Genomic DNA, 13,008 nt, shown 5'->3' on the forward strand with positions numbered 1-13,008 from the left:
GACCGAGCCCCTTGACGTTGACCCCATGCAACGCGAGGGGCTCGTTTAGTTTTCGCGCAGGAACGCCTCGAGGATCGGCCCGGCGGTGTGCGAGCCGGACTCTCCGACACCCACGAACACCGCGACGGCCAGGTCGCCCTGGGCAGCGACCATCCAGGCGTGCGTCTGGACGCCGTCGTCGCCCTCGAACTCCGCGGTGCCCGTCTTCGCGATGACCGGATCACCCGGCACGTCGAGCAGCAGGCTGCCACTGCCGTCGGTCACCACCCCGCGCAGCATCTCCCGCAGCTGGTCGGCCTCCTTGCCCGTCAACGGGGTGCTGTCGTGGTCGGCGACGTCGACCTGCGTCACCAGCCGAGGTACGACGAGCGCCCCCTCCTGGACGGACGCGATGACCGCTGCCATCGTCATCGGCGAGGCCAGGACGGTGCCCTGGCCGATGAGGTCGGCGGCCTTCTCGGTCTCGCTGGCCGGCGGGTCCACCTGGCCGAAGTAGGCCGGGAAGCCGAGGTCGTGGTCGACCCCCAGCCCGAGGCTCGCCGCCGCGTCGGCGAGGTCGTCGTCGTCCAGCTGGTCGCGCTCGCCGATGAAGGCGGTGTTGCACGACTGCGCGAGCGCGGTGCGCAGGGGGATGTCGCCCAGGGCGCTGCTGGGGTAGTCGCTGTAGTTCTTGAACTGCTTGCCGTCGACGTCGAGGGTGGCGGGGCAGCTCACGGTCGTGTCGGGGGTCAGGCCGGCGCGCAGCAGCGCCAGGCTGCTGACGATCTTCATCGTGGACCCGGGCGGGAACTGGCCGTAGGTCGCGAAGTTCTGGCCCCCGTTGCCCGGGCCGTTGGCCGCGGCGAGGACCGCGCCGTCACTCGGACGGATGGCGACGAGCGCGCTCGACGGGCCGATGGCGGCGAGCAGGTCCTCCGCCTCCGTCTGCAGGTGGGGGTCGAGGGTCAGCTCGAGCGGCTCGCCGTCGACAGCATCGACCCGGAACAGGTCGCGGCCGCGCGCCCGGGTCGGCGAGACCGCCTCGACGACGCGGCCGGGAGTGCCGCCGAGCTGCTCGTCGTAACGCGCCTCGAGCCCGCTGATCCCCGCGGTGTCGCCCACGTGGTAGCGCTCCGGGTCGTCCTTCACCATCTCCGCGGTCACCGGACCGACCCGGCCGAGGATCGGCGCGGCGAACTCCTTCGTCGGGGCGAGCGCGAGGTCGTCGGCCAGTGCCAGCGCTCCGTCGATGTCGCGAAGACCTGCCTCGACGTCGGCGGGCACCTCGCCCTTGCGGTAGGTGATCGCCTCCACGAACGCCCGGTCGCCGGACGCCTTCACGGTCTTGACGTACGACGCCGCGTCGATGCCGACCAGCTCCGCCATCGCGCGTGCGGCCTGTGCGGGGTCGGCCTTCCCGAGCCCGACCCGGTCGATGCCGATCCGCACCACCGGCCGCTCGGTGACCAGCACGGATCCCTCCGCGCCGAGGATCTCGCCCCGCTTCGCGGGGACGGTCGTCGCGTCGAGGACCTCGTCCTTGCCGAGCCCCTCGACGACGATGCCGGGCCGCCAGACCACCTTCCAGTCACCGTGGTCCGGGGTCAGCTCGACCACGGTGTCGTAGGTCCACGGGTCCGCGCCGTCGACGACGGGCCAGGACCACGTCAGGCCCACGGTGTCGAAGTCCTTGCTGTCGTCGAAGTCACCGACCTCGATCGTGGGCGCTATCCCGTCCATGCCGTCGACGATCTCCGCGTAGCGCTTCGCCACTGCGGCGGCGTCCTCGTCGGAGAAGGCGATGCCGGCAAGGTCATCCGCGCGTGCATCGGCATCGGGCTCCGCCAGCGCTGTCGCGAGCGCTCCTGCGACCGCCTTCGCCTCGTCGCTGTCGTCGCCGGCCACGTCGTCGCTGCACCCGGACAGCACGAGCAGGCAGATCGGGAGCGCCACCGAGATCCGTCGCATGCGACGGTTCTACCAGCGACCCCCGACCCGCCTGCTCGCACCGTCGCTACGGCGCGCCGACCAGCAGCGGCGCCACCAGCGGGGTGTAGCCGGAGGAGTGGCCGAGCTTGTTGGGGTGGTAGCTCTCGCTGATCGGGTTGGACAGCCCGTTGAGCCACTCGGTGCTGTCGCAGACCGCGTGCCCGACGAACCTGCTCGTCGGGTTGGCGAACTTGAAGCCCTTGGCCGACGCGGCCGCCGACAGCTTGGCGTTGAGCAGGTCGGCGGTCTGGTTCAACCGGGTCTCCTCCGACGGCGAGAACCACGTCGCCGCGTTGCAGTCCTCGCCCATGAACAGGCGCGGGTAGCCGGTGACGACCACGACGGCGCTCGGCGCACGCGACTTGATCGACGCGTAGAGCGTGTTGAGCCGGCCGGGGAGCGTGTTGTTGATGAACGACTGGGCGGTGTTGATCGCGCCGTCGCAGTTCGACATCCAGCCCGGCTGGGCGCACTCGGTGATCACGTCGGTGAAGCCGGCGTCGTTGCCGCCGACCGAGATCGTGACGTACTTCGTCGTCGAGGTGACCGCGCTCAGCTGGCTGTTGGTGACCGTCGAGGTGGTCGCGCCCGAGCACGCCTTGAAGTTGAGGCTGTAGCCCTTCTGCTGGGCGACGAGGTAGGGGTAGGCGTAGACGGACCGCTGGCAGCTGGTGCCGTCGGAGATGTAGGTGCGGGTGCCGACCCCGGAGGCGTAGGAGTCGCCGAGGGCGACGTACGACGGTCCGGCGGCCTGGGCCGGGGCCTGGACCGCGAGCGGGACCAGGGCCGAGAGGACCGCGATGGTCCCGGCGAGCGCGAGACGAAGACGATGGCCGAGCGGCTGGGAGCGAGCGAGCTGGGGCATGGATGGTGACCTTCCCGGAGGAGCGCGGCTCTGGGTACGAGCCGTACCAATGTGACGCCGGTCACTCAACCACGGCCCCCGGCGTCCTGACCAGAGCCGTGGATGCTGGTCGTGGACGGGTCTCGCGGCGGCGTACGCCGGTGCGGGCTTAGCACCTGTCCCACTATCGTGCGGCCATGGCCTCCCTCCTCGATCCGTTCGGCCTGGTGCCCCGCACCGTCGCGGCCGCGAAGGTGGGCCTGAAGGTGGCGGGCTGGACCGAGCAGCAGGCCCTTCGTGTGCTCAGCGCGCGCCTCGCCGCTCCCGGCGTGGCACCGCGCGCGCTCGAGGGACCGAAGCCGACGGCCACGATCGACGAGAAGATGCGCAGCCTGCTCGACCGGGCGATCGACCAGAGCACGGGCGGCGGGCAGAGCGAGCTGTTCCACCGGCTCATCGACCAGCTGGTGCCCGACGAGGCGCGCATCATCAGCGCCCTGTCCGACGGCTCGACGGCGCCGCTGGTCAGCGTGCGGATGCGTACGGCCACCGGTGGCCCCGGCAGGCTCGTGCTCGCAAACGCCTCGCTGGTCGGCCGTACGGCGAACCTCGCGCTGCCCCACCTCACACCCAACTACGTCACCCACCTGCTCACCCTCGGGCTGGTCGAGCGCGGCCCGGAGGACGGGGCGATGAAGCAGGACTACGAGATCCTGATGGCGGAGTCCTACGTGCTCAAGGCGATCAAGGCCGCCACGCGCGGCCCGCTCGCGGCGCGGGTCGACAAGCGGACCCTGCGGCTGACCGCCCTGGGACGCGAGCTGTGGGAGGCCGCCGCGGGGATGCGGCGGTGACGGCCGGGCTGATCCCCTGGATCCAGACCTGGTCGGAGATCCGGCACGACTTCGGCGTCAACTGGCTGGTCTACCTGTCGATGCCGTTCGTCGCGGCCTTCGTCGGGTGGAGCACCAAGATCGTCGCGCTGGAGATGCTCTATCGGCCGATCGAGTACAGGGGCATCGGACCGTTCGGCTGGCAGGGCATCGTGCCCCGTCGCGCGGGAAAGGTCGCCGCGACCACGATCGAGCTGCTCACCTCCAACCTCCTCAAGCCCGAGGAGCTGCTCGACAAGGTCGATCCCAACGAGGCCGTCGAGGTGCTGCGCGAGCCGTTGGTCAAGGCCATCGCCGAGATCACCCCGGAGCTGGCCGAGCAGATCCGCCCGGGCTTGTGGGAGTCGCTGCCCGAGGCCGGCCGCCGGGCGATCCAGGGGCGGGTGCTCCGCCAGGCGCCCAAGGTCGGCGAGCGGATCCTGACCGAGATGCGCGGCGACCTGAGCCGCTACGTCGACATCCAGTTCCTCGCCGTGGTCACCCTGATCCGCAACAAGGACAAGCTCAACGACCTGATGCGCTCGCTGAGCACCGACGCGATGGCGTTCGTCCGGCGCAGCGGCATCTACTTCGGGCTCGGCATCGGCCTGGTGCAGATGGCCGCCTGGGCGGTCTTCCAGAACCCCTGGATCATGCCCGCGTTCGGCTTCGGGGTCGGCTTCATCAGCGACTACATCGCCCTCAACATGCTCTTCCGGCCGCTCCAGCCCACGCGCTACCTCGGCCTCTTCACGTTCCAGGGCCTGCTCCATGCCCAGCGCGAGAAGATCACCCGCGACTACGCCAAGATCCTCGCCGAGGACCTCTTCTCCCCCGAGAACCTCTTCGAGGGCATCTTCGACGGCCCCGGCGCCGACAAGCTCTACGCCCTGGTCGCCAAGGAGGTGCATGCCGCGATCGACGCCCAGACCGGCGTGGTCACCCCGCTGGTCTCGCTCGCGGTCGGCAGCCAGCGCTACCGCGACATGAAGCACGCCGCCGCCCAGCTGATCATCGACCGCCTGCCCGCGACCCTCGCCGACGCGCAGGACTACACGATGAGCGTCATCGACCTCGAGGGCACGATCGTGGAGAAGATGAGCCAGCTCGACAACGACGAGTACGAGTCGATCCTGCGCCCGGTGTTCAAGGACGACGAGCCCCTGATGATCGCCGTCGGCGCGATCCTCGGTGGGATCGTCGGGGAGATCCAGGTCCAGGTGATCGAGCACTTCGGGCACTGAGGCCGCGCGGCGTGGTGGTCGCGCGGCGTGGCGGCGCTGTAACTCAGTGTTAGGTCCGCTCGGTCGACGGAGCGTGCGCTCCCACGGTGCTGCGACTCGTCGTACCACCGAGGTAGTGCTCCGAACTCCCAGGTAGTGCGCCCGGTGCCGTGAAGCGCGCCGAGGCACTCGAAGCAGGTCCGCGCCCGCCCTGTGGAGAAGCACGGCGCCCCCTGTCCGTCGCCGACCGGGCCAGGCAGGGTCCCGAGCATGGATCCTCGGGTGATCGCGGCCTTCGGCACGCACGGCGGCGTGCTCTCGCGCAACCAGCTGCTCGACCTCGGCGTCGCCCCGTCGGAGATCCGCCGGATGGTCCGCCAAGGACACTGGGTCCGCGTGCGCCGCGGGGTGTACACGACGACCGCGATCTGGGAGGCGGAGGACGAGTACGTCGGCCGCCCCCGCCTCCGGTCTCGAGCGGCCATCCTCATGATGCGCCGCGGGTGGGTGCTGAGCCACGACTCGGCCGCGCACGAGCACGGGATGCCGATCCTGTACCGCCCGCTGCACCACGTCCACGTGACCCGTCCCGGGTTCACGAACGCCTGGACCGAGAACGGCGTCAAGCACCACCTCGCTCGGTTCTCCGAGCAGCAGCGCATCGTCGTCGACGGCCGGCCGGCGCTCGACCCGGCGCGCACCGCGGTGGACATCGCGCGCGAACGTGGGCTCAAGGACGGCCTGGTCGCCTGCGATGCGGCGATGCGCATGGGTGTCGCGCGCTCGGCGCTGCAGGTGGCTGTCGAGCCGATGGAGAACTGGCCCGGCAGCAGAGCGGCGCGCGCCTCTGTCAGCCTCGCCGACCCGGGTGCGGCCAACGTCCTGGAGTCCCTGGGGCGCGAGCTGGTCCTCGAGGCGGGCATCGGCGATCCGGAGACGCAGTTCCCGGTGCGCACCTCCGAGGGCGTCAAGTGGTGCGACATCCGGGTCGGCAACCACATCATCGAGACCGACGGCAGGGTCAAGGTCCTGCCCGCGGGCGGAGGCGGTGTCGCGACGAAGCCGGCCGCCGATGTGCTGTGGGACGAGCGCAAGCGCGAACGTCTCGTCCGCGACCGTCGGCTGCTCGTCACCCGCCTCTACTGGGAGGACCACTGGGGCGATCGGCGGCTCGCTGCCCTCCGCCGTCTCCGGGCCGACCACGCGGAGAGCGTCGCTCTCTACGGCGCGGCCCTCGACCCGCGGCTGGCGCGGGAGGCGGTGGGATCCGCGCGGCACGGGGCGGACGTCGTACGCCGTAGTCGCGCACCGCGACTACCACGGCGCTGGGTCTGCTCCCTCGGCGCTGTGACCGGTCACTACGCCGACCGAGCGGACCGAGCACCGAGGGAGCGAACACAACACTGAGTTACAGCAGCCGCACCGCGGTGGGAGCACCGCGGCGGGAGCAGCGCCGACCCGACGACCCGCCCGGGTCAGTACCAGCCGGTCTTCTGGCTGTGGGCCCACGCGCCCTCAGGAGTGCCGTAGCGGGCGGCGATGTAGGCCAGGCCCCAGCGGATCTGGGTCTCGGGGTTGGTGCGCCAGTCGTCGCCGACGACGGCCATCTTGGTGCCGGGGAGCGACTGGGGGATGCCGTAGGCGCCGGAGCTGGGGTTCTCGGCGAGGTGGTTCCAGCCCGACTCGCGGTGCCACAGGGCGTCGAGGTAGGGCCACTGCTTCTCGTCGAAGCCGAAGTCGAGCAGCAGGTGGTAGCCCAGCGCGCGGTTGGTGCCGGGGTCGACGTCGACGGGCGTCGGGGTCGGCGGCGCGGTGTAGTTCTGCGCGATCCGCTCGGCCGCGCGACGCAGCTGCTCGAGGATCACCGCGTCGGGCACGTCGTAGCGCGCCCCGCCACCCCGGGAGACCTCGTTCTTGCGCTTCGGGTCGGCCTTGTCCGAGCTGTCCGCGGACGGCTTCGCCGCGCTCGTGGACGGCGCGGGACGCGCCTCACCGGGGTCGTCGGTGGCGGCACAGCCGGTCAGCGCGACCGCCGCGGTCACGCCGATGAGTGCCGGCCTGATGCCCCCCACGCCCACGATCATCCCTCAGTCGCGCGGCTTGCGCTGCCCCTTGTTGGGCGGACCGTAGTCGCGCTGCAGCTCGATGAGCTTGCCGCTGATGCGGGTCTCCTTGAGCTTCTCCCAGACCGGTCCCGGCAGCTTGGCCGGGAGCTCGACGAGCGAGTAGTCGGGACGGATCGTGATCCGGCCGAAGTCGTTGCGGCCCAGGCCACCCTCGTTGGCCAGTGCGCCGACGATCTGGCGGGGCTCGACGCGGTGCCGCTTGCCGACAGCGATCTTGTACGACGCCATGGGCTTGTCGCTGCGCTGGCGCGGCCCGCGGTCGGGGCGCTCGCCCCGGTCGCGGTCGCCCTTGCCGGGGCGGTCGCGGTCGTCGTACTCCCTGCGCTGCGGCGCGGGGGCCTCCTCGAGCACCAACGGGGTGTCGCCCTGCAGGACGATCGCGAGCGCCGCGGCGACGTCGGCCTCGGGGACGTCGTGGTTCTTGACGTAGTGGCCGACGACATCGCGGAAGAAGCCGATCTGCGGCGACTCGAGCGCGGCGGTGATGCGGTCGTCGAAGCGCGCGAGCCGGGTGGCGTTGACGTCGTCGACGCTGGGCAGCTGCATCTGGGTCAGCGGCTGCCGGGTGGCCTTCTCGATGTGCTTGAGGAGGTAGCGCTCGCGCGGGGTGACGAAGGAGATCGCGTCGCCGCTGCGGCCGGCCCGGCCGGTGCGGCCGATGCGGTGCACGTAGGACTCGGTGTCGGTGGGGATGTCGTAGTTGACGACGTGGGTGATCCGCTCGACGTCGAGGCCACGGGCCGCGACGTCGGTGGCGACGAGGATGTCGAGCTTGCCGGCCTTGAGCTGGTTGACGGTGCGCTCGCGCACCGCCTGGGCGACGTCGCCGTTGATCGCGGCAGCGGCGAATCCGCGCGCCCGCAGCTTCTCGGCGAGGGTCTCGGTCTCGTTCTTCGTGCGGACGAAGACGATCATCCCCTCGAAGTTCTCGACCTCGAGGATGCGCGTCAGGGCGTCGACCTTCTGCGGGTAGCTGCAGATGAGGTAGCGCTGGGAGATGTTCTCGGCGGTGCGGGTCTTGCGCTCGATCGAGATCTCGACCGGGTCGTTGAGGTACTTCTGCGACAGGTTGCGGATCTGCTTGGGCATGGTCGCCGAGAAGAGCGCGACCTGCTTGGTGTCCGGGGTGTCGGCGAGGATCGTCTCGACGTCCTCCGCGAACCCCATGTTGAGCATCTCGTCGGCCTCGTCGAGCACGAGGTAGCGCAGCTCGGTGAGGTCGAGCGTGCCCTTCTCGAGGTGGTCCATGATCCGGCCCGGGGTGCCGACCACGATGTGCACGCCGCGGCGGAGCGCGGACAGCTGGACGCCGTACCCCTGGCCGCCGTAGACCGGCAGCACGTGGACGCCCTTGGTGGTGGAGGCGTACTTCTCGAAGGCCTCGCAGACCTGCAGGGCGAGCTCGCGGGTGGGCGCGAGCACGAGTGCCTGCGGGGACTTCTGCGAGAGGTCGAGGCGGTCGAGGATCGGCAGCGCGAACGCTGCGGTCTTGCCGGTGCCGGTCTGCGCGAGGCCCATCACGTCGCGACCCTGGAGGAGGTGCGGGATGGTCTGCGCCTGGATCGCGGACGGCGACTCGTAGCCCACGTCGGACAGCGCCTTGAGCACCTTCGAACCCAGTCCGAGGTCGGCGAAACCGGGGGCGTCGTCGTCGGTCTTCGGGTCAGGTGCTACATCACTCACCCGACAACGGTAGTGGCCGACGCCACTGATTGCGCATTTGTGAGCGCGGTGGGGTGGGTCACTCGCCCTCAGAGGTAGAGCGCGCGCAGCTCACGGTCGAGGCCGCCGGGCGCCTGGTCGGCCATGTCGGCGAGGACGGCGCGCATCGCGTCGATCGTGGCGGCCCCGTGCTTGCGGCGCATCCGCGTCTCGAACGACTTGTGGAAGGCGCGTGCGGCGGCGATCGCGGCCCGGCCACGGTCGCTGAGCTCCACCACGCGCGCCCGGGCGTCCGAAGGGTCCGGACGTCGTACGACGTAGCCGCGCCGCTCCATGTCCTCGATGATCTGCGCCGTGCCCTGCGGGCTGATCTCGAGCAGGCCGGACAGCTCGCTCACCTTGCGCCCGCGGGCGTGGACGACCCGCATCACGACGCCGTCGGAGCGACCGAGGTCGTCGAACCCCTGCTCCGCCATCGCGGCGTGGAGCTGGCGGACGAAGCCCTGGTAGGCCGTCAGCACCAGGATCCCGAGATCGGCAGCGGGTTGCGTCGAGGTTGCCATTCCTGCATGATAGCCAACTGCACTTGCACAAGTGCGCTTGTCTATCTAGGAGTTCACCATGCACGTCACCCGCGCCGCGGAGGCACCGACCTTCGAGCTGCCCGGCATCACCTTCACCGCCCTGGCCTCTCCCGGCCTCGGCGCCTCCGAGACCTGCGTCTGGAGGCTGACCGTCGCCACGGGCGTGGTCTCGGACCCGCACACGCTCGACAGCGACGAGGTCTTCACCGTCCTGGAGGGCCGTGTCCGGCTCACGCCCGACGGACCCGAGCTCCGGGAGGGCGACGCCGCCGTCGTCCCGGCCGGCGAGCCCATCGCCCTGACCAATGCCGGCGACGGCCCGGCACGCCTGCAGGTCGCGATCCGTGCCGGCTTCGCCGCGACCATGGCCGACGGCACCCTGGTCGGCACCCCGCCCTGGGCGGCGTGAGACCTACTCGACGGTGACGGACTTGGCCAGGTTGCGGGGCTTGTCGATGTCGTGACCCAGGTGGCGGGCCGCGTGGTAGGCCAGCACCTGCAGCGGGATCGTCAGCAGGATCGGGTCGAGCTCGACCTCCGAGCGGGGCACCACGATCCGCTCGGCGCCCTCGAGCCCGCCGAGGGCCACGTCGCCGTGGGTCACGACGACGAGCGGCCCGCGACGCGCCGCGATCTCGTGCAGGGCTCCGACGTTGCGCTCGACGAGCTCGTCGTCGGGCACGATCGCGACCGTCGGCACCTCGGGGCTGATGAGCGCCAGCGGGCCGTGCTTGAGCTCGGAGGTCTGGTAGGCCTCCGCATGGCGGTAGCTGATCTCCTTGAACTTCTGCGCCCCCTCGCGCGCGATCGGGAAGCCGCGCACCCGGCCCACGAAGAACAGGCTCTCGGCCTCGGCGAGCCGCTTCGCCACCGATGCGAGGTGGTCCTCGGTCGCGAGGATCTCCTCGATCTTGCCGGGCAGCGCCTCGAGCGCGCCGATGAGGCGGCGGCCGTCGGCGATCGACAGGTCGCGCACCCGGCCCAGCTGGAGCGCGAGCATCGCGAAGCCGAGGAACATGTTGGTCAGCGCCTTCGTCGACGCCACCGCGACCTCCGGCCCGGCGTGCAGGTAGATGCCGCCGTCCACCTCGCGGGCGATCGCGGACCCGACCACGTTGACCAGCCCGATGGTCCTGCCGCCCTTGCGACGGATCTCCTGGACGGCCAGGAGGGTGTCGAGGGTCTCCCCCGACTGGCTGACCGCGACGTAGAGAGTGTCGTGCTCGATGATCGGGTTGCGGTAGCGGAACTCCGAGGCCGCCTCCGCGTCGGCGGGGATCCGGGCGAGCTCCTCGATCAGCGTCGCGCCCATCTGGCCGACGTAGTACGCCGACCCGCAGCCCAGGATCTTGACACGCTTGATCGCGCGCAGCTCGCGGGCGTCGAGGTTGAGCCCGCCGAGGTGACCGGTCGCGAACCGCCCGTCGAGCCGACCGCGCAGCACCCGCTCGGCAGCGGCGGGCTGCTCGAGGATCTCCTTGCGCATGAACGACTCGTGCTCGCCGGCGTCGTAGGCGGCGGGGTCGATGTCGACCTGTGACGCGCGCCGGTTGGTCGCGGAGAGCCCGCTCGCCTCGAGGCGGTACGTCGTGAAGCCGGTCGCCGTCACGGTCGCCATCTCGCCGTCGTCGAGGTGCGCGACGGTCGTGGTGTAGCGGACCAGCGCCGCGAGGTCGGAGGCGACGTGCATCTCCTTGTCGCCGACGCCGATGATCAGGGGACTGCCGTTGCGGGCCACCACGATGCGGTCGGGGAAGTCGACGTGGACCACGGCGACGCCGTACGTCCCCTCGATCCGGCCCAGCGCCTCGGCGACCCTGGCCTCCAGGGTGTCGGCCTCCGACAGCCCGACCAGGTGCGCGAGCACCTCGGTGTCGGTGTCGGAGACCAGGTCGATCCCGGCCTCGGCCAGCTCCTCGCGCAGCGACGCGGCGTTGTCGATGATCCCGTTGTGGACCACCGCCACCCGGCCCTTGCCGTCGACGTGCGGGTGCGCGTTGACGTCGTTGGCCGGGCCGTGGGTGGCCCACCGGGTGTGGCCGATGCCGACCTTGCCGGCGAACCGCTTCGGCAGGTCGTCGCCGAGGTCGCGGACCCGGCCGGCGCGCTTGGCGACCTTGATGCCGGTCGCGCCGAGGACGGCGACGCCCGCGGAGTCGTAGCCGCGGTGCTCCAGGCGTCCGAGCCCCTCGAGGAGGAGCGGGGCGGCCTGGTGGGAGCCGAGGTAGCCGACGATGCCGCACATGGCCTAGTCCTTTCGGTTGGTCTATCCGTAGATGATCCGGCGCAGCTGGCGCTCGGAGAGGTCGGGCGCGGCGACCGGCCGGGCGGCCAGCTCCTCGCGCAGGGTGGTGAAGATGGCGGCGTTCCTGGCGCCGCGCTGCTGGAGCTCGGCGTGCCGCCGCCGTACGAAGTCCTCGACCGTCTCCTGGTGGAAGGCAAGGACGTCGCCGATGACCCGGGCCGCCTCCGCCGGACCGAGCCCGGTGGTCGCCACGACGTGGCGGACGAGGCGCGGATCGGCAGGCACGGCCCGATCATGCGCGCGCGACGGGGTGAAATCCAATTTCCTGCCCGAAATCGGGCAAAGGCGCGTGATCGACGCGGCTTCACGTGTCTTCGAGCAGCGCCGGGGCCTGTGCTGAGCCAGGCCGCCCAGCCGCCGTGGCGACCCAGGTGGAGCACAGGCGTCGCTTTCGGGACGTAGGACGTACCCGGGTGGGGCGACAGCGGGCGCCATGCGCGGAATTGTCGCCGCAGAGTGAGGGCCGTGATAGGTTGGTGAACAACAGATGAACAGGAGGTGTCCGATGACCAACGCACCGACCGCCGGCCGACCGCAGCTCGAGATGCGGTGGCTGCCCGTGACCGACGAGCGCGGCCGCACGCACATGGAGGCCACCTGGGTCGACGCCTCCACGCTGCACGCCGCTCCTCACCACGCCGCGTAGCTCGCTCGCTCCCGATCCACCCGAGGGTCGCGTCCGCAAGGACGCGGCCCTTCGGCTTTTCGCTGTGTGACCCGGATCACACGGTCGAGGGAATAGGACCATGGTCCGCTTTTGCTTACATAGTTGAGTCTTCAACCAATCGGGTCCAATCGCCCGTCAACCCAGGAGCAAGAGATGACCGAGACCTTCACGACCGCCCTGACCGACATCAGCGGCGACTACACCATCGACACCTCGCACAGCCGCCTCGGCTTCGTGGCCCGGCACGCGATGGTCACCAAGGTCCGCGGCTCGTTCGCCGCGTGGGAGGGCACCGCGCACATCGACGTCGCGAACCCCGCCGCCTCCTCCGTCAACCTGACGATCGACGCCGCCAGCGTCTCGACGGGTGTCGCGGACCGGGACGGCCACCTCAAGTCCGCCGACTTCTTCGACGTCGAGAACTACCCGCAGTGGACCTTCTCCTCCACCTCGGTCAGCCGCGACGGCGACGAGTGGACCATCGTCGGCGACCTGACCATCAAGGACGTCACCCGTCCGGTCACGATCGAGTTCGAGGAGGGCGGCTCGGCGAAGGACCCGTTCGGCAACCTGCGCGTCGGCTTCGAGGGCGAGACCACCGTCAACCGCAAGGACTGGGGCCTGGGGTGGAACGCCGCGCTCGAGACCGGCGGCATCCTCGTGTCGGAGAAGATCAAGCTCGAGTTCGACATCTCGGCGATCCGCAACAGCTGACGATCGTCGACGGAGCTGCGTCGATTTTCACTTAATCGTTCGC

At 70.7% G+C, this 13,008-nt stretch carries 13 protein-coding genes; 6 read left to right on the forward strand and 7 right to left on the reverse strand.

The features are described 5' to 3' along the window. Positions 1-45: 45 nt before the first annotated feature. Positions 46-1,947, reverse strand: coding sequence for a penicillin-binding transpeptidase domain-containing protein (locus tag ACAX67_RS01560; RefSeq protein WP_370702058.1), 1,902 nt, complete (start codon positions 1,945-1,947; stop codon positions 46-48). 46 nt (positions 1,948-1,993) lie between these two features. Then, positions 1,994-2,833, reverse strand: coding sequence for an SGNH/GDSL hydrolase family protein (locus ACAX67_RS01565; RefSeq protein WP_370702059.1), 840 nt, complete (start codon positions 2,831-2,833; stop codon positions 1,994-1,996). A 176-nt stretch (positions 2,834-3,009) separates the two neighbouring features. Here ACAX67_RS01565 and ACAX67_RS01570 point away from each other — a divergent pair, with 176 nt between their 5' ends. The 3 genes from ACAX67_RS01570 (at position 3,010) to ACAX67_RS01580 (ending at position 6,314) form a co-directional block, all read left to right on the forward strand. Beyond that, positions 3,010-3,666, forward strand: a complete 657-nt coding sequence (locus tag ACAX67_RS01570; protein WP_370702060.1) for an Abi-alpha family protein — start codon at positions 3,010-3,012, stop codon at positions 3,664-3,666. Then, positions 3,663-4,928: a DUF445 domain-containing protein gene (locus ACAX67_RS01575; protein ID WP_370702061.1), complete on the forward strand. Its 1,266-nt coding sequence runs from the start codon at positions 3,663-3,665 to the stop codon at positions 4,926-4,928. The genes ACAX67_RS01570 and ACAX67_RS01575 overlap by 4 nt, the downstream gene beginning before the upstream one ends. A 249-nt stretch (positions 4,929-5,177) precedes the next feature. Further along, the gene (locus ACAX67_RS01580; protein WP_370702062.1) at positions 5,178-6,314 is read left to right on the forward strand and encodes a type IV toxin-antitoxin system AbiEi family antitoxin domain-containing protein; all 1,137 of its coding nucleotides are present in this window, start codon (positions 5,178-5,180) and stop codon (positions 6,312-6,314) included. Positions 6,315-6,382: 68 nt separating this feature from the next. Here ACAX67_RS01580 and ACAX67_RS01585 read toward each other — a convergent pair whose 3' ends face one another. The 3 genes from ACAX67_RS01585 to ACAX67_RS01595 form a co-directional block, all read right to left on the reverse strand. Continuing rightward, positions 6,383-6,979: an aggregation-promoting factor C-terminal-like domain-containing protein gene (locus ACAX67_RS01585; RefSeq protein ID WP_370702063.1), complete on the reverse strand. Its 597-nt coding sequence runs from the start codon at positions 6,977-6,979 to the stop codon at positions 6,383-6,385. A gap of 15 nt (positions 6,980-6,994) precedes the next feature. Next, positions 6,995-8,716, reverse strand: coding sequence for a DEAD/DEAH box helicase (locus ACAX67_RS01590; protein WP_370702064.1), 1,722 nt, complete (start codon positions 8,714-8,716; stop codon positions 6,995-6,997). A 68-nt stretch (positions 8,717-8,784) separates the two neighbouring features. Further along, on the reverse strand, positions 8,785-9,258 hold the full coding sequence (locus ACAX67_RS01595) for a MarR family winged helix-turn-helix transcriptional regulator (RefSeq protein WP_370702065.1): 474 nt from the start codon (positions 9,256-9,258) through the stop codon (positions 8,785-8,787). Between the two features lie 58 nt (positions 9,259-9,316). On the opposite strand from ACAX67_RS01595, the gene ACAX67_RS01600 reads away from it, so the two are divergent. Continuing rightward, positions 9,317-9,688, forward strand: coding sequence for a cupin domain-containing protein (locus ACAX67_RS01600; protein ID WP_370702066.1), 372 nt, complete (start codon positions 9,317-9,319; stop codon positions 9,686-9,688). Positions 9,689-9,691: 3 nt separating this feature from the next. Here the strand turns inward: ACAX67_RS01600 and glmS are convergent, their stop codons facing one another. Both glmS and ACAX67_RS01610 read right to left on the reverse strand, forming a co-directional pair. Further along, complete coding sequence (gene glmS, locus ACAX67_RS01605; protein ID WP_370702067.1) at positions 9,692-11,524, reverse strand: glutamine--fructose-6-phosphate transaminase (isomerizing); 1,833 nt, start codon at positions 11,522-11,524, stop codon at positions 9,692-9,694. Positions 11,525-11,545: 21 nt separating this feature from the next. Then, positions 11,546-11,809: a hypothetical protein gene (locus tag ACAX67_RS01610; protein ID WP_370702068.1), complete on the reverse strand. Its 264-nt coding sequence runs from the start codon at positions 11,807-11,809 to the stop codon at positions 11,546-11,548. 280 nt (positions 11,810-12,089) lie between these two features. Between ACAX67_RS01610 and ACAX67_RS01615 the strand changes: the two genes are divergently transcribed. Continuing rightward, entirely contained in the window at positions 12,090-12,230 is a 141-nt protein-coding gene (locus tag ACAX67_RS01615; protein WP_370702069.1) for a hypothetical protein, read from the forward strand. Positions 12,231-12,404: 174 nt separating this feature from the next. Beyond that, positions 12,405-12,965: a YceI family protein gene (locus tag ACAX67_RS01620; protein ID WP_370702070.1), complete on the forward strand. Its 561-nt coding sequence runs from the start codon at positions 12,405-12,407 to the stop codon at positions 12,963-12,965. Positions 12,966-13,008 lie beyond the last annotated feature (43 nt).

This window comes from Nocardioides candidus (assembly GCF_041321175.1).
Classification (GTDB): domain Bacteria; phylum Actinomycetota; class Actinomycetes; order Propionibacteriales; family Nocardioidaceae; genus Nocardioides.

Excerpts from the sequence above, each read along its gene's own strand:
- ACAX67_RS01620 (WP_370702070.1), top strand. The coding sequence starts at position 12,405 with ATGACCGAGACCTTCACGACCGCCCTGACCGACATCAGCGGCGACTAC.
- glmS (WP_370702067.1), bottom strand. The coding sequence starts at position 11,524 with ATGTGCGGCATCGTCGGCTACCTCGGCTCCCACCAGGCCGCCCCGCTC.
- ACAX67_RS01565 (WP_370702059.1), bottom strand. The coding sequence starts at position 2,833 with ATGCCCCAGCTCGCTCGCTCCCAGCCGCTCGGCCATCGTCTTCGTCTC.
- ACAX67_RS01615 (WP_370702069.1), top strand. The coding sequence starts at position 12,090 with ATGACCAACGCACCGACCGCCGGCCGACCGCAGCTCGAGATGCGGTGG.
- ACAX67_RS01600 (WP_370702066.1), top strand. The coding sequence starts at position 9,317 with ATGCACGTCACCCGCGCCGCGGAGGCACCGACCTTCGAGCTGCCCGGC.
- ACAX67_RS01570 (WP_370702060.1), top strand. The coding sequence starts at position 3,010 with ATGGCCTCCCTCCTCGATCCGTTCGGCCTGGTGCCCCGCACCGTCGCG.
- ACAX67_RS01560 (WP_370702058.1), bottom strand. The coding sequence starts at position 1,947 with ATGCGACGGATCTCGGTGGCGCTCCCGATCTGCCTGCTCGTGCTGTCC.
- ACAX67_RS01580 (WP_370702062.1), top strand. The coding sequence starts at position 5,178 with ATGGATCCTCGGGTGATCGCGGCCTTCGGCACGCACGGCGGCGTGCTC.
- ACAX67_RS01595 (WP_370702065.1), bottom strand. The coding sequence starts at position 9,258 with ATGGCAACCTCGACGCAACCCGCTGCCGATCTCGGGATCCTGGTGCTG.